The 15,789-nt window shown below is 33.0% G+C and carries 13 protein-coding genes; 10 read left to right on the top strand and 3 right to left on the bottom strand.

What is annotated here, in order from left to right; genetic code table 11:
* Positions 1–40: 40 nt before the first annotated feature.
* Positions 41–4,657, bottom strand: coding sequence for a translocation/assembly module TamB domain-containing protein (locus VFM92_RS00245; protein WP_325120180.1), 4,617 nt, complete (start codon positions 4,655–4,657; stop codon positions 41–43).
* 5 nt (positions 4,658–4,662) lie between these two features.
* Here VFM92_RS00245 and tsaD point away from each other — a divergent pair, with 5 nt between their 5' ends.
* From tsaD to VFM92_RS00220, 5 genes are read left to right on the top strand one after another with little or no spacing between them, the layout of a single operon-like run.
* Positions 4,663–5,685: a tRNA (adenosine(37)-N6)-threonylcarbamoyltransferase complex transferase subunit TsaD gene (gene tsaD, locus VFM92_RS00240; RefSeq protein ID WP_325120179.1), complete on the top strand. Its 1,023-nt coding sequence runs from the start codon at positions 4,663–4,665 to the stop codon at positions 5,683–5,685.
* Positions 5,682–6,077, top strand: a complete 396-nt coding sequence (locus VFM92_RS00235; RefSeq protein ID WP_325120178.1) for a thioesterase family protein — start codon at positions 5,682–5,684, stop codon at positions 6,075–6,077. Before tsaD ends, VFM92_RS00235 begins: the two co-directional genes overlap by 4 nt.
* A 29-nt stretch (positions 6,078–6,106) precedes the next feature.
* Positions 6,107–6,571, top strand: a complete 465-nt coding sequence (gene smpB / locus VFM92_RS00230; RefSeq protein ID WP_325120177.1) for an SsrA-binding protein — start codon at positions 6,107–6,109, stop codon at positions 6,569–6,571.
* 3 nt (positions 6,572–6,574) lie between these two features.
* Entirely contained in the window at positions 6,575–7,366 is a 792-nt protein-coding gene (locus VFM92_RS00225) for a C40 family peptidase (RefSeq protein WP_325120176.1), read from the top strand.
* Between the two features lie 43 nt (positions 7,367–7,409).
* Complete coding sequence (locus tag VFM92_RS00220) at positions 7,410–7,931, top strand: HNH endonuclease (protein ID WP_325120175.1); 522 nt, start codon at positions 7,410–7,412, stop codon at positions 7,929–7,931.
* A 79-nt stretch (positions 7,932–8,010) separates the two neighbouring features.
* Here VFM92_RS00220 and VFM92_RS00215 read toward each other — a convergent pair whose 3' ends face one another.
* Positions 8,011–10,173: a glutamine synthetase III gene (locus VFM92_RS00215; RefSeq protein WP_325120174.1), complete on the bottom strand. Its 2,163-nt coding sequence runs from the start codon at positions 10,171–10,173 to the stop codon at positions 8,011–8,013.
* Positions 10,174–10,509: 336 nt separating this feature from the next.
* Between VFM92_RS00215 and mtaB the strand changes: the two genes are divergently transcribed.
* A complete protein-coding gene (gene mtaB / locus VFM92_RS00210; RefSeq protein ID WP_325120173.1) occupies positions 10,510–11,832 on the top strand; it encodes a tRNA (N(6)-L-threonylcarbamoyladenosine(37)-C(2))-methylthiotransferase MtaB in 1,323 nt (440 codons plus the stop codon).
* Between the two features lie 72 nt (positions 11,833–11,904).
* Here mtaB and VFM92_RS00205 read toward each other — a convergent pair whose 3' ends face one another.
* Entirely contained in the window at positions 11,905–12,834 is a 930-nt protein-coding gene (locus VFM92_RS00205; RefSeq protein WP_325120172.1) for an NAD-dependent epimerase/dehydratase family protein, read from the bottom strand.
* A gap of 244 nt (positions 12,835–13,078) precedes the next feature.
* Here VFM92_RS00205 and VFM92_RS16885 point away from each other — a divergent pair, with 244 nt between their 5' ends.
* The 4 genes from VFM92_RS16885 to VFM92_RS00190 all read left to right on the top strand — a co-directional run bounded on the left by VFM92_RS16885 (position 13,079) and on the right by VFM92_RS00190 (position 15,622).
* Positions 13,079–13,369 (top strand): helix-turn-helix transcriptional regulator, encoded by a 291-nt coding sequence (locus tag VFM92_RS16885; RefSeq protein ID WP_414675553.1) that lies wholly within the window; start codon positions 13,079–13,081, stop codon positions 13,367–13,369.
* A 339-nt stretch (positions 13,370–13,708) separates the two neighbouring features.
* Positions 13,709–14,818 (top strand): hypothetical protein, encoded by a 1,110-nt coding sequence (locus tag VFM92_RS00200; RefSeq protein WP_325120171.1) that lies wholly within the window; start codon positions 13,709–13,711, stop codon positions 14,816–14,818.
* Positions 14,815–15,219 carry a hypothetical protein gene (locus tag VFM92_RS00195; RefSeq protein WP_325120170.1) on the top strand — a complete coding sequence of 135 codons (405 nt, stop codon included), beginning with the start codon at positions 14,815–14,817 and terminating at the stop codon, positions 15,217–15,219. Before VFM92_RS00200 ends, VFM92_RS00195 begins: the two co-directional genes overlap by 4 nt.
* Positions 15,220–15,295: 76 nt before the next feature.
* Positions 15,296–15,622, top strand: coding sequence for a hypothetical protein (locus VFM92_RS00190; protein WP_325120169.1), 327 nt, complete (start codon positions 15,296–15,298; stop codon positions 15,620–15,622).
* Positions 15,623–15,789: the final 167 nt, after the last annotated feature.

The raw sequence follows: 15,789 nt of genomic DNA, 5'->3' as shown, positions 1-15,789 counted from the left end.
GTTTGGAAGCTTAACCAATGAACATATGATTAGTTTTTCATTATTTTGAATTTTCATCTTCATCTCTAATTACAGCATCAGTATTAATATTTTGAGGTTTTTCTTCCTCTTCCGATTTCTCTTTCTTTTCTTTCTGATTATTTTGAAAAATTTCTCTCAGTTGATCGAAACTCGTAACATGTACTAAACTTACGCCCGTGCTGGTTGTGGCAGTATTCGTGATTTGAGCAGATGCCAGTGCATTAAAATTAGTTCTATTATAGATTTTAGCTCTTAATTTTCCGTCAGGTGTTAATAAATACTCTACAGACCAGTCACCTAAAATCCCCAATATTTCTTGATTGACATTATCAGTTTCTCCTTGGGTAAAACCACCATCGCGGGTGATTCTCAATCTTCCATCCAGGAAACTGTAAGAAAGTCGCAATTGAAAAGTATTGAATTGCTCCTCATCGAAAGAACCTAAATCCACATCGATTTCCAAATTTTCATCGATTTGAGTTACCCAGTAGCTTAACTGATTAGATAGGAATTCGCTTACGGAATTACCGACCGATCCACTTACTGCAAAAGAGGCTCGAGGGGATAATCGTCTTAAAATAATCAAACTAAAAACCTGTCTTTTGAGCTCTTGTTCATCTGCATCTAACTCTGCTTCAAATGCAATAATGCTAGTTCTTAAAGGAATCTGCCCGCTATTGGTGTTTATATAATCAGGGTAATTGGAAAATTTAATATCAAAGTCGACTTCTGGCTGCAATAAATCGCCTTTCAAATCCAATAGTACTTTTGCAGAATATCTTCTTTTTAATTCAGGGGAGTTAGCAATGGTAGAATCTTGTCCCATATCTACAATCGGTAAAAGAGAAACATTTTGCTCATAAACAGCTTGAATATTGAGATTTGCTCTATATGGGTCTCCATCCCAAGTAATTTGGCTACCTGGTTGAATGCTAAATTCTTTATTGATAATATTGTATAGCGTGAAATTGTAGCCTCCTTCAGTAAGCGTGTAATCGCCTATCATGGTGAAGGCACCATTGGTATCAATGTTCATGCTTAATTTACCATTTCCACGTCCTCTTATAATATCTCCAGATTTAATATCAAATATAATTTCAGCATAGGCGTCAGGTGTAATTTCCAAATCAAAATTCATAGTGACTCCTTTAATTTCTATTTCTTCAATTCTATTGATGGCTAAATTATTGTTATTGGCAGTGTCTTTCACATTTATAAAATGTATGTATTCTTCTCTTTGGATTGAGGAGGTGCTTTCAACTGGTATGTAAATTCTAGTTCCTTTTTCGGAAATAGCTTGTGCATCAATTGTAAGATTTCCTACACTTCCCGAAAAGGAAACATTTCCGCTAACAAAAGCGGTTCCATAATATAATTCATTATCTCTAGCTGAAGTATTTAGAACTTTCAGTTTGTTCATTGAACCATTTAAGTCTAATCGTAAATCTGTAAAACCATCGTGAAGTAAATCGCCCGAGATATATCCGTTATTACCTTGTTCATCAGTAAGTTGCATGTTTTCGAAAGTTACTTTATCCTGATTGAAGGTTATATTTCCAGTGTAATCATAGTAAGTGTTTAGGTAATTCACTCTAATTCCTCCATTTGTAATTTTACCTGTTCCATTGACCACTGGCCTTTTTAAATTCCCTACAATTTTAAATTCCCCATTTACTTCTCCTTTCATATCGGAAAAAATGGTGTTAATAAATGGCTCAACGATTACTAGGTTCGTATTTCTTAATTTCGCATTCAGGTTTAGTGGACTTTTCTTTTCTGAGGGTGAGTAGGATCCTTCTAATATAATGATATCCTTATCTTCACGATTGACTAGATAGTCCATAAGGAGCTTTCTTTCATTGGCTTGCCAATTAGAATAACCACTTATATTTCCAATCAAAAACTCATCTAAATAAAACTGAAGGAGGCTTAATTCTGTTGTTAATAAGAATTCATCTTGAAAATTCTGAATTTCAATAAATCCGTTTGCTGTTCCTTTAAAATCATGTTGCTCTACTAATTCGTTGATGTTTGAAATATTAAAACTATCAATTTCAATCAATAGCGATTTGGTAGAATCTAAGGAGAGTTCCCCATTTGCTACTATTCGTTCATCACCTGAAGAAATTCCAAAGTTTTTAAAAATATAATTTCCATTGTTAATTTTTAAATTATTGTTCTCAACAAAATCCCATTTTTTGGAGAAGAATTTAATGTCTGATTGTTCTATAGAAAGATTAAGCGTATCCTCTAAAAATAATAAATTACCTACAATGCCAAGGTGATTTTCGCTATTAGTTTGGTTAGCATAACTGCTAAAGTTTATCTCTCTGCCACTCCAATAAAGTTCAGCTTCAAGGTTTTCAGTTTGGATTTTATTATTTAGTTGCTGGTTTTTTGACGTCACAAATCCAATTCCTAATACATTTTGGCTTAAATGATATTTACTGAAATTTAAGTCTATTGTGCTTTTTAAGAATTCATAATTATTAAAGCGAACAGAATCGAATTGTGACTTGACATAAATGGTACTATTCTTTCCATTTTGAAACTGACCTTGAATTGTTGCTCCCTTTTTCACATATAATTCAGGAATAAAAAGGTTGATAAGGGGATTAATTTCTTTTATTAAGAAGTTAAAATCAACTAGATATTCTTCCAGATTAACAGTAGAATCAATAGTTGAATAATATTCATCAAGTTTAGCTTTATCATTTTGAATATTCAGTTGATACTCCTTTGCTGTTCTAAATAAATCTTTTTGCAATTGGGTAAACAAATAATTGCCATTAATATTTGCTCTAAATAAATCGGAGTTGATTTTTAGCTTTCTAAAATTTGAATCTCTAGAGGTATTGATGATTAAAGAATCTAATTGCAAAGAATTTCCTTGATAAACTACATAAATTTTTTGCAGAGAAGTGTTTCCTTGAATGCTATCAAGTGTAATTCCACTTCCGTTCAGATTTCCTTTGGCCGATAAGATGAAATCTTCTTTTGAGAGATTTAAATCCTTGAAATTGATCGTGTCTAAATCAGCTGTTATGTTAATCAGATTTTTATTTTTTCTTAAGTCAATGGATCCATCCATCTGAAATTTCAATAGAGGGTCGTTTATTTTTAATTTTCCATTGAAAAATTGAGAAGATAATTCTGCATTTGTTTTAATATTTTGATATTCATAACCATTAATTCCTATTAAGTTAATAGTCGCATTAAGATTTACTTTTGCAGTTTTCAATGTAAAACCAGAACCTTGAATATTCCCTGTCATCTGTAATTTTTGGAAAATTGAGTCTGAACCAAGAAATTTTCCCAGGTTAAAATTATAGGTAGAAAGACTTCCTTTATAAGTGGATTTTCTAGAATCTTTCGCAATTTTTAGATTCAAATCAGATTCAATTCTACCTAAAGGCGATATAAATACTCCATCCGCTACGAAATCAGTAGGAAATCCAATAAAACTGCCTTTAAAATTTGTTACTCCAAAACTCTGTACTCTTTCATAAGTGGTACTATCGTTTATATATTGCTTAAGGTCGTTAGGTGTTAAATATGAGTTTTGTAAATCAATATCAATAAAGGATTCCGAGAAATTTGGCAATCCATCAATTCTTAGGTCACCTTGAATAAAACTTGAATTCCCAAACTCAAGATTTAAATTTTTAGCGTTAAATCGTTTTACCTTACCATTAAATTTTCCGGATAAATTGATTTTATCATCATATTTTTTAAGATAAGGAGCAAAAAGAGCTAAATCTTCAGTGTAAATAATGGAGTTTTTGAAATTTGCATTAATATTTACTGAATCAATTATATAAGAAAGATCACTAATGCTATTGTAATTGAACACAATAGAATCAGCTACAGTACTTTTATTTAATTGTAAATTTAGGTCAGTTAATGCAAGCCTGCTTTGAGAAATTTCAAATTCTGAAAACAATTTATGAATGGTCATATCTGTGACAGAATCTACCGCAGTCAAATTCTCAATTTGCATTTTTATGGTATCGGCTCGGCTTGAGAAATCATTTAAATTTGCATTTAAATCATGTAAAACAAATTGATTGTAATTAAAGCCTTCAGTTATACTATCAGTATCTAAGTTGGCAACGCCTAATGTTATATTTGATAGGGAAGCTTCTCTGATCATAATATTTTTAGCGTTACTAACTGAACTATCACTTTTTGGAGCAGATAATTTTTGGATAGCTTCTACTAAATAATCAATATTAAAGTAGTTATCTCCTTTTTTCCTTATGAGCATAATTCGCCCATTTTCTAGTTTCAGATCATCAAAAAGCAGGTTTTCATCATTAATAAGCTGTTTGATATCGTAATTAATCAAAATCGATTTGAGATCAATAAAAGTGCTATTATCCTTATTTTTTACATATAAGCCTGTTAAGACTATTCGGTCAAACCATTCAATGTTTATTTTTTCTATGCTGATATCAAAACCTAATTTTTCACTTAAATAATCACTGCCATATTGGGCTATTTTAGTTTGAACAACAGAGGATTGCATCGCTAAAACCAAAACACTCATCGAAAAAAAAACGATAAGGAACACCCATAATATTGCTTTTGCAATACCTTTTTTAATACCTTGCGTTATATTTTGCTCCTCTTTCAAATTTTATGGATATCAATATTCTTGCCATCGAATCTTCTTGTGATGAAACTTCTGCGGCAGTTGTACAAAACGGGAAAGTACTCAATAATATTATTGCTACTCAGTCGGTTCACGAAAAATACGGAGGTGTAGTTCCTGAATTGGCTTCCCGTGCTCACCAACAACATATTGTACCTGTAGTAGAACAAGCACTTTCCAATGCAAATATAAGCAAGAAGGATTTAAAAGCAGTAGCTTTTACCCAAGGACCTGGACTATTAGGCGCATTATTAGTAGGAAGTAGTTTTGCAAAGTCATTGGCTTCAGCTTTACAAATTCCATTAATAGGTGTAAATCATATGCAAGCTCATATTTTGGCACATTTTATTGAAGATCCAAAGCCTCAATTTCCTTTTTTATGTTTGACAGTGAGTGGTGGCCATACGCAAATAGTAAAAGTCAATGGCTATTTGGATATGGAAATTTTAGGGGAGACCAAAGATGATGCGGTAGGCGAAGCATTTGATAAAATTGCAAAAATCATTGGTTTGCCTTATCCAGGCGGACCGATGATTGATAAACATGCTAAAAATGGGAATCAGGAAGCATATCAATTTCCTGAAACTGAAATGCCTGGTTTTAATTACTCTTTTAGTGGCATAAAAACAGCGGTTTTATATTTTCTTCAGAATAATAGCCAAAAGGATTTGAATTTCGTCAGTGATAATTTAGATGATATTTGTGCCAGTGTGCAACATCGATTAATAACTACATTACTTCAAAAATTAAAAAAAGCCTCTAAACATACTGGCATAAACGAAATAGCTATTGCGGGTGGCGTTTCTGCTAATTCTTATTTAAGAAAAATGCTGGCGGATACGGGAGAGGAATTAAATTGGAATACGTACATTCCAAAGTTTGAATACTGCACAGATAACGCAGGTATGATAGCTATTACGGCTCATTTCAAATACCAAAAGCAAGAATTTTTAGGTATGGACGCAGCACCAATTCCAAGGATGAAATTTTCAGTCAAAAAAGTAAAATGAAGGAGATTTTCAAAAAAGGAGATAAAAAATACCACAATTTTCAAGTAAAAGTGAAAGATGTAGCACATTTTGAACAGCAAGCCGTACATGATGTTTGTGCTACATTTACTTTAGCCAGAGAGATTGAGTGGGCAACTCGCCTTTTTGTTTTAGAAATGGTAGAGCAAGGGGAAGAAGGAATAGGCACTCATCTACATATTACACATCTTTCTCCAGCTTTATTGGGGCAGAAGGTAAATATTGAGGCAGAATTTGAAGGTATTAAGGAAAGAGAAATTATTTGTAGCTATTTAGCTAAAGTGGATCAAAGACTTATTGCAAAAGGCACAACAGGTCAAAAAATTCTCCCTAAAGAAAGTTTAAATAAGATTTTTGATAAGTTATCAAAATAAAGTATTATTTTTTGATAGAATAGTAAGATATGAGTGATAAAAAAGATTTTAGTACATCAGTAACTGTAAAGAATAAGAAAGCCCGATTTGAGTATGAGTGGTTGGACACTTACCTAACTGGGATTGTTTTGCAAGGAACAGAAATTAAAGCCATAAGATTACATAAAGTGGGTCTGCAGGAAGCATATTGCTATATTCATAGAGGTGAGGTATTTGTGAAAGGAATGCATATTGGCCTTTACGAATTGGGTACGCACTACAATCACGAAGAAAAAAGAGAGCGCAAATTGCTTTTAAAAAAACAAGAAATTGAGAAAATCCGAAAGCGGATGGAAGAAAAAGGCTTAACCCTTATACCAACAAAGCTTTTTATTAATAATAGGGGGTTGGCTAAACTAGAAATTGCATTGGCAAAAGGAAAGAAAATTCATGACAAGCGCGACAGCATAAAAGATAAAGATATGAAGCGAGAACTATCCAATATGAAGTTTTAGTATATGATTTCAATAGGAGAAAAAGGTATTTGTAGATTAAGTGTGATTCCAGTAAGAGCAGAGGCATCTGATTCTTCAGAAATGGTTACACAACTATTATTTGGAGATCATTACGCGGTTACAGAATTGTCAAAAGATTCTAAATGGATTAAAATTAAAATCTATTATGATGAATATGAAGGCTGGATTGATGCAAAGCAATATTATTTCATAACTGATGAATATTTCGAACAGATTATTAATTCAGATTATAAAATTTGTACTGACCTGACAGCTAATATTTTATATCAGAAAAGCTTATTACCAGTTACAATAGGCGCCATTATTCCGATTTCAACTAATGAAATTTTTAAAATTGAAGAGCAATTAGGGTTTAATGGCGAAGCAAAGTCTTTAAGCGCCAGGCGAGATTTTGAATTTCTGAGAAACATCACATTAAAATATTTGAATGCTCCTTATTTATGGGGTGGAAAATCACCTTTTGGAATTGATTGCTCGGGGTTTACACAGATTGTATTTAAAATTTGTGGATATAATTTAAAACGTGATGCTTCCCAACAAGTGGAGCAAGGAAAATTAGTGGAAGGTTTAGAAAATGCTTTACCAGGTGATTTAGCTTTTTTCAGAAATGAGCACCAAAAAGTGATACATGTGGGTATTTTGCTTGAGAATCAGGAGATTATTCATGCTTCTGGCAAAGTAAAGATTGATTTTTTAGATGAAAATGGTATCTTCAATGCTGAACAAAAAGGTTATACACATTATTTGATCGATATTAAAAGAGTGTTAGCATGATAAAATAGATTTATTTTTCATGCTTGAATAAAATTTTAAAAGCATGAAAATTGGTTCCACACGCGCATTAGTTTTAAATCAGGATTATAGTCCAGTTACAGTTTGCAGTATTCCGAAAGCCTTTTTGTTATTGTATTTGAAAAAAGCAGAACTAATTGAAAAAGACGAAGCCCGCAAACTTCGTTCGGTAGATCGTTCTTATCCATTTCCTTCTGTTATTCGATTAACCAATTATGTGAATATGCCTTATAAAGGTGTAATGCTTACTCGTCAAAATATTTTTAAGCGAGATGGTCACGAATGTCAATATTGTGGAACTTCCAAGGATTTGACTTTGGACCACTTGATACCTCGCTCAAAAGGAGGGAAGTCTAAATGGACGAATTTGGTTACTGCCTGCAAAAGATGCAATGCCAGAAAAGGAAATAATACCCCAGAAGAAAGCGATTTGAAACTCAAGCGTCCGCCTTTCAAGCCTAATTATGTAATGTTTATTCGAGATTTTTCAGGACAGATTGATGAAAAATGGATGCCTTTTTTAAAAACAAAGCAGATGAGTGCGTAAATCTCTAAAACAAAAAAAACCGCTCTACTTTTGACAGAACGGCTTTTACTTTAGTGGTAAATTTGGTATTCTTTTAATACTATCTTAAAAATAATAATTCTCTGTATTTTGGTAAAGGCCAAAGCTCATCATCAACATATAATTCAAGCTTATCAACAGCATATCTTATTTTATCAAAATAAACTTCTTTTACTTCGTCACAATATCTAGTCGCTCTTTCTTTAGAGTCTTCAATTAAGTTTAATTCTTTTCTTTTTTCTATCATTTCATGAACAAAGCTTCTCAAATCTTTTGTGAAGCCAGAAATCAATTCAATGTTTTTTAAGATTTCAGAATTATCTAATTTCAAAGCACTCAAGTTTTTCGCATTTTGCGCTAAAGTATTTTGATATTTCACAGCTGTAGGGATAATCTGATTTAAAGAAATATCTCCCATCAAACGTGATTCGATCTGGATTTTCATGATGTAATTTTCCAAATAGATTTCATTGCGAGCTTCCAATTCTTCCGAAGTCATTACATTATGCTTCGCAAAAAGCTTCTTAGATTTCTCTGTAACGAATGCTTCGAGTGCTCTTGGCGTATTTTTAATATTTGGCAACCCTCTTTTCTTCGCTTCTTTTGCCCACTCTTCAGAATAACCATCGCCTTCAAATCTTACTTTTTTAGAATCTTTAATGTATTCTCTTAAAATATTGACAATAGCAATTTTCTTGTCAGTTCCTTTACTCATTTGAGCTTTAACCTCTTTATGGAACTCGTTTAATTGCTCAGCCATTATCAAATTTAAAATGGACATCGGCTGTGCCACATTCTGATCAGAACCTACCGCTCTGAATTCGAATTTATTTCCTGTAAAAGCAAAAGGAGAGGTTCTGTTTCTGTCGGTATTATCCAATATGATTTGAGGAATTTTATCTATGCCCAATTTCATATACATATTGTCACCTTTATCAAGCTTGATATTTCCTTTTTCTTCTAATTCATTCAAAACGGCTGTAAGCTGAGAGCCAATAAAAACGGACATGATAGCAGGAGGTGCTTCATTCGCTCCTAATCTGTGGTCATTACTTGCAGAAGCGATAGAAGCTCGCAATAATTCTCCGTTTTCGGCTACCGCCTTGATGGTATTAACTAAGAAAACTAAGAATAGTAAATTTTCTCTGGCGCTATTGCTAGGCTGAAATAAATTTACGCCAGTATTTGTAAGTAATGACCAGTTATTGTGCTTTCCACTTCCATTTAAACCAGCGAAAGGCTTTTCATGGAATAATACTTCTAAATCATGTCTTGCGGCCACTCGTTTCATAACGTCCATCATCAAACTGTTGTGGTCAGTCGCAACGTTTATATCTTCAAATAGTGGAGCTGCTTCAAATTGGCTTGGTGCCACTTCATTGTGTCGGGTAGAGATCGGAATACCTAATTTTAAACATTCGATTTCGAAATCTTTCATATAGTTGTAAATCCTGCTTGGAATGGATCCGAAATAATGGTCATCTAATTGTTGGCCTCTTGCAGGGTTATGTCCAAATAATGTTCTTCCTGACATTAATAAGTCTGGACGGGCTGAATAAAGTGCTTTATCTACCACGAAATATTCCTGTTCACAACCTAAAGAAGCATTTACTCTAGTTACATTTCTGTCAAATAACTGAACCACTTTAGTAGCAGCTTTATCAACTGCTTCCACGGCTTTTAATAAAGGTGCTTTGTGATCTAATGCTTCACCTGTGTAAGCAACAAAAATAGTCGGGATACAAAGTGTTCTTCCGAAGATAAACATAGGAGATGAAGGGTCCCATGCGGTATACCCTCTAGCTTCGAATGTGGTTCTTAATCCTCCGTTTGGAAATGAAGAGGCATCCGGTTCTTGTTGAACTAACATAGATCCAGCAAACACTTCAATTCCTTTTTGAGCGTTGAAAAATGAATCGTGTTTTTCGGCTGTTGACCCAGTTAGTGGCTGAAACCAGTGCGTATAATGAGTAACTCCTTTATTGATTGCCCAAGTTTTCACTGCAGAAGCGATTTGATCTGCAATTTCCATATCTATTTTTTTGCCTTTGTCAATGGCGCTACTTACTTTTTTGAATACTTCAGGTGCTAATGAAGCTTTCATTTCATTTAAAGTAAATACATCTTGTCCAAAGTAGTCTGAAATTTTATTAGATGGGGCCTCAATTCTTTCAGTTTTTCTTCTTGAAACAATATCGAGTGCGTTAAATCTTAAATGAGCCATTTTATTTTTTGTGGTTTAAATATGAACCAAATTTAGCTAAACTTTTGTAAAAAAATTATTTTTAGGGTTAAATTTTATTTTTATATCGATAAAAAGTCATAAAAATGTTTGTTAGGCCCTTTAATTTTAAACTGTTCATTACAATATTTTCGAAATCGAGTTAATAGGTGGGTATAAATTATGAAATTCACTGAAAATGCGGTAGTTAAGAATCTTTTCCGCCTCATTATTGAAAATGAGCTAAAATCCATACTCAATGACCTCCTTGAACTCAAAAAGATTTATTTTCACGAATTTTAGCCTTAACTTTGCGGTTCATTTTGCAAAATATTCGGCATGAACAAAAAAGTTGCATTTTATACACTCGGCTGTAAATTGAATTTCTCTGAGACTTCTTCTATTTCGAGAATGTTTGAAGATAGAGGATATGAGAAAGTTGATTTTCAGGAAAACCCAGATATATTCATTATCAATACCTGTTCTGTGACGGAAAATGCTGATAAAAAATGCAAGAAAGTTGTAAAAGAAGCTAAAAAAATCAATCCGGATGCTTTTGTTACTATCATTGGTTGTTACGCACAGTTAAAGCCAAAAGAAATTTCTGAAATTAAAGGAGTAGATGCTGTATTGGGTGCTGCTGAGAAATTTCAATTGATTGATAAGTTAGAAGGCTTTACCAAAAAAGATGAGCCTCAGGTTTTAGCTTCAGATATAAAAGAAGCTAAAAGTTTTAATAATGCTTTTTCCATAAATGATAGGACAAGAACTTTTCTGAAAGTGCAAGATGGGTGTAATTATCATTGTGCATTTTGTACCATTCCATTGGCAAGAGGGAAAAGTAGAAGTGATACCATTGAGAATATTGTAAAAAGTGCTCAGCAAATTGCGAGTGAGGATGTTAAGGAAATTGTCTTGACTGGTGTAAATACTGGTGATTTTGGAATTCAAGATGGTAGAAGAAAGGAGCGTTTTGTTGACTTGGTTAAAGAACTGGATAATGTAGAAGGCATTGAAAGATTTAGGATATCCAGTATTGAACCTAATTTGTTGACCAATGAAATCATAGAGTTTGTAAGTCAATCGAAAAGATTTGTACCTCATTTTCATATCCCACTTCAAAGTGGGAGTAATAAAATTCTGCGCAAAATGAGAAGACGCTATTTGCGAGAGCTATATGAAGACAGAGTCGCAAAAATCAAGCAATTGATGCCTCACTGCTGCATAGGAGTGGATGTAATTGTAGGTTTCCCTGGAGAAACAGATGAAGATTTCCTGGAAACGTATCATTTCCTGAAAGAATTGCCGATTTCTTATTTGCATGTTTTTACCTATTCAGAAAGACCAAATACAGATGCAGATGAAATGGATAAGGTGGTGCCTATGAAAGTTCGTAACGAGCGTTCCAAAATGTTGAGAAGTTTATCTGAAAAGAAAAAGCGTGCTTTCTATGAAGAAAATTTAGCTAGGGAAGAAGTCGTTTTATTTGAAAAAGATATTCACGATGGTTTAATGGAAGGTTTCACCGATAATTATGTGCGAGTAGTTGCCAAATATGACCCTATCTTAATTAATGAATTGAAAAAAGTAAAACTGACCAATTTGACTGCCGATGGCTTAATGGAAGTAGCTGAAGTGGAGACGGAGGTATTACAACACTAAGATTGATGAGGGGTGCTGGGTGTAGGGTGTTGACCTAAACTATTTTACATCCTACACCCCACATCCAGCAACCTAAAACCTCAAAGCCTCTTTAAAAATCAGTAAATCATCTTTCAGACTGGTTTTTTCTACAGGGAAATCAATATGTTTTTGTAGGTTAGTTTCAGGGCTCACGAGCAACTCTCTTAACTTCAGATGCTGGTTAATAAAAGTGAATTCCATTTCAGGATAAATAGATTTTAGGGCATCTACTATATCCAAAACCTGTAAATTGTGATCAACCACATTATAATAAGCAGAAGGGATATCATTTTTAATAGCAACCTGCTTTAAAATTTCAGATGCTTTTTGAATCGAGATAAAGGGTCGGTGCTGTTTTCCATCTCCATGAATGGCAATTCGCTTATTGAAATTGGCATCAAACATAAAGCGGTTAATTACGGCATCGAAGCGGACGGCATTGGTATACCCATAAACATTGCCCAGCCTTAAGATTTGGGTATTGATTTTGTCCATCAAACGGGCTACATGCTCTTCACCTCTCAATTTGGAAATGCCGTAAATTGTCCTTGGATTTGGAGCGTGGTTTTCCTCAATCAGTTCGGTGGAGGAACCAAAAACAGAAACACTACTGGCAAAAATAAAATGCTTTACTTCTGATTCTTCCACTGCATAGACTAATTCAGCGGTTCCCCAGTGATTGGTTTGCTCAAAATAATGTGGGTCAGCATCTGCAAAAGGTGTGGTTACTTTTGCCGCCAAATGGATGACCGTATCGATGCCCTTTAAAGCTTTTTTAAGCTTCCGAGTATCTAATAATTCTCCTTGTATAAAATTGATTTTCTCCTGATTAGGGAGCTTTTCACCTAAAAAAAAATGATAATTATTGCGACTCAGATTATCATAAATCACGATTTGCTTCACTTCCTGCAAAGGCAAAAGTTGCTCAATCAAAGCAGAACCAATATAGCCCGCTCCTCCAGTAATCAATATTTTCTTCATGGGATTATATTACTTTTCAAGACAGCAAAAGTAAAGGTTTAATGGTTGTTGTGAAAATTAGAGGTTCCTTTTGTTGGGTTAAGAAGAATCTTTTCAATTATCTAGCTAGCTTTTTTTTGTTTATACTTTAATATTAAATATTAAAATATTTAGAAACTACTTTGATATTTGGTTGAACTATTATATTTTTAGTCTTTATATATTTTAGAACGTCATCCTTAATTTATGTTTGAAATTAAAAATTATGATCCAAGTCCCACCCCCCCCCCATTTTTTTAATTTAAAAGTGGTAAATGCTCAATTGACTTTTAAAGAACAAGAAGTCTTTGCACTTTGTAAAAAAGGCTTGAGTTGTCAAGAAATGAGCGAGATACTTTTTATAAGTATGGAGACTGTAAAGACTCACAGGAAAAAAATAGTCAAGAAGTTGAGGCTTTATGGAAAACAAGAATTCAGGAAATTTATACTGCATTTAATGGCTGAGGAGTTAATGTTACAACATGAAATATCACCCCAAAATCACCCCAAGGGGTGATGTTTTAAGATTTAAAATTGATCACCTTTGAAGTGTGATCACATAAATAAATTTTAAACCATTAATTTTGAATCAATGAAAATGAAGCTAAGTGTAATGTTTTGTTTTTTACTGATTACCTCTTTTTTTGGAGGTAATATTAGGACAGCTCAATCACAATCCGAAAAAGTATGTAATGTCCCTGACATAAAAGAGGAAGGAACTGGCGTTGTTTACTGCTTAGGACTGGGTAGTTCAACTTGTGTTGTTCCCTGCCAGCCGGTCTTTACACCAGATCCCGGCAACTAAAATTATTGTACACGGTATTTGACCAGTACCGTGTATTTTAATTGAACTACTATGAAAGATATATACCTTAGCTTTTCCTTGTTTTTTTTAATCATATCATGTCAAAGTAATTTACCTGATGACAATATCAAAGGCGTCATTTACCAACTGGCAGATTCAGTTATAATCAAAGAAGGTGATCTGCGTTATGTTGATCAGAATGAATCAAAGGTGTTATTTTATAATACAGGAAGTTTTTCTATTTATACATATGATAGGGAATCAGACACACTATATGCATTTAATAAGTTTGGCAATGGCCCAGAAAACTATAATCTGATTTATAATAATATTAGCTTGTACAAGGAACACTTGATAATGGTAGGTCAAATAAATAAAGTATTAATATTTGACATATTAGGAAATTTTATTGAAGCAATTCCAATCACCGATCAAAGGACAAGGTCTCCGTTGCTGACGCCTAAAGAAGTGTCTGATTATATTTACTTTATAAACAGCCCTCAAGGAAATTTTTCTAATCCCGATTTTTATAAAAATAATTATAAAGTACTTCTTAAATATAGTTTAAACAAAAAAGATGTTACTGAATTTGGTCATTTTCCTTCAAGCATTGGCGATTATCAAAATGGTAAACATTTTTATTTATATTCTGGATTATTCTTTTTAGAGATAGATGAAGAGTTTGTTTATTTAATGAGTAAGAATGAAGGAATTTTGCAAAAGTATACACACGAAGGGCAGCTAGTTAATGAGTTTGATTTATCTTTAGAGAGATTTAAGCCATATCCTATAAATTTTTCAAAGCAGTTAAATGAGGAGGAGATGGACTTTGTTACATATCAAAATAGTACAATTCAGAATATTTCCGTGGTTGAGGATTTGATTTTTGTATGTTACAGTGATCCATATTCTTTGGATGAACTGCAGAGGTTTAAAAGTGATCACCCTGATTTTCACGGATTTGACAAGCCTCCCTTAAAATATGTTTTGGCTATTTTCGACAAGAGCGGAGAGAGGATTCATAAAGATACCATAGTGCCTGAAAAATTTGGAAAATTCCTATATAGCCGAAATAGTAGTTTATTTTTTCAAAAACAAAATTTCGAAGGTGAAGAGGACGTCACGATTTTATATCAAGTGAAAATAAAGGAGGAAGAATGAATTATCTCAAATACCTATTGACATTAGTTTATTTCAGTGGATTTCAATTTAATTTATTACAACAGATAAATTTCTACGATGCTTTAATATTGGAATTGGGTAAGGAACTTGACGAAATACCTAAAGAGCCTTATGCAGTAATATTGGTTAGTGAACTTAATTGTAATACATGCTTTGATTTTATTACTGAATTGACAACCATGCCAGTGTATGGTTTTATAATTGCAAAACATCCTGATGATTTCCAAAGTAGATTAGGTAAATTTAATCCAAAAATTCAGTGGTTCATTTTTAATGATAAAGAAATAGAGGATGCTTTTATTACTAAATTCAATACTCACAAATCACCTAGTTACTTCATTATTTCTAATTCGCAAATCAATGTCAATTACACCCATTAGAAATTTTGATTTATTAAAAAGATAGTTATTATATTTTTTATTTTTTCAGCTTGTAGTAGATTTAAATTTTGAGTTGTTGAAGACCATAAATTTACCTCCAACATTTATAGCATCTGATAATTATGAGGGAAAGATTTTAAACTCTTTTAAAAAGCACCCAACTCAAAACATTTTCTTTATTGTTGAGAATGAAAAATTAGATAATTTCAATGCAAAGAGGGCTGTAAAAATAAGGCTTAAATGGTATAATTCAGATTCGGGGGAATATGGTGAGGAAGTTTTGCCTAATTATATGCGAATTCATCAAGTAATGTCTGATGGTACTGTTATTTTATTAGATAGAAATAGTAAGGAAGATACATATTTGAATTTTTATGAATTACTAAATAAAGAGAATGTTTAACTGGATTTTTCTTTTTTTAATACTTTTTGGCTAATTCGGTTCGATTTGTGCCACCCATTTCGGTTTTATAGTGCCAGTGATTTCGGTTCAAACTGTGCCAATATTGCTGCTTTGAGGCTGCGTTAAAACGGTTTGATTTGTGCCAGCTGTCACGGTTCTAATTGCCC

Source organism: Marivirga sp., from assembly GCF_035704835.1.
Taxonomy (GTDB): Bacteria; Bacteroidota; Bacteroidia; order Cytophagales; family Cyclobacteriaceae; genus Marivirga.
This window is presented reverse-complemented; position numbering and strand designations above follow the sequence as displayed.

Bases quoted from the DNA above. Each gene is read 5' to 3' on its own strand.
- tsaD (WP_325120179.1), top strand. From the start codon at position 4,663: ATGGATATCAATATTCTTGCCATCGAATCTTCTTGTGATGAAACTTCT.
- VFM92_RS00235 (WP_325120178.1), top strand. From the start codon at position 5,682: ATGAAGGAGATTTTCAAAAAAGGAGATAAAAAATACCACAATTTTCAA.
- smpB (WP_325120177.1), top strand. From the start codon at position 6,107: ATGAGTGATAAAAAAGATTTTAGTACATCAGTAACTGTAAAGAATAAG.
- VFM92_RS00225 (WP_325120176.1), top strand. From the start codon at position 6,575: ATGATTTCAATAGGAGAAAAAGGTATTTGTAGATTAAGTGTGATTCCA.
- VFM92_RS00220 (WP_325120175.1), top strand. From the start codon at position 7,410: ATGAAAATTGGTTCCACACGCGCATTAGTTTTAAATCAGGATTATAGT.
- VFM92_RS00215 (WP_325120174.1), bottom strand. From the start codon at position 10,173: ATGGCTCATTTAAGATTTAACGCACTCGATATTGTTTCAAGAAGAAAA.
- mtaB (WP_325120173.1), top strand. From the start codon at position 10,510: ATGAACAAAAAAGTTGCATTTTATACACTCGGCTGTAAATTGAATTTC.
- VFM92_RS00205 (WP_325120172.1), bottom strand. From the start codon at position 12,834: ATGAAGAAAATATTGATTACTGGAGGAGCGGGCTATATTGGTTCTGCT.
- VFM92_RS16885 (WP_414675553.1), top strand. From the start codon at position 13,079: ATGATCCAAGTCCCACCCCCCCCCCATTTTTTTAATTTAAAAGTGGTA.
- VFM92_RS00200 (WP_325120171.1), top strand. From the start codon at position 13,709: ATGAAAGATATATACCTTAGCTTTTCCTTGTTTTTTTTAATCATATCA.
- VFM92_RS00195 (WP_325120170.1), top strand. From the start codon at position 14,815: ATGAATTATCTCAAATACCTATTGACATTAGTTTATTTCAGTGGATTT.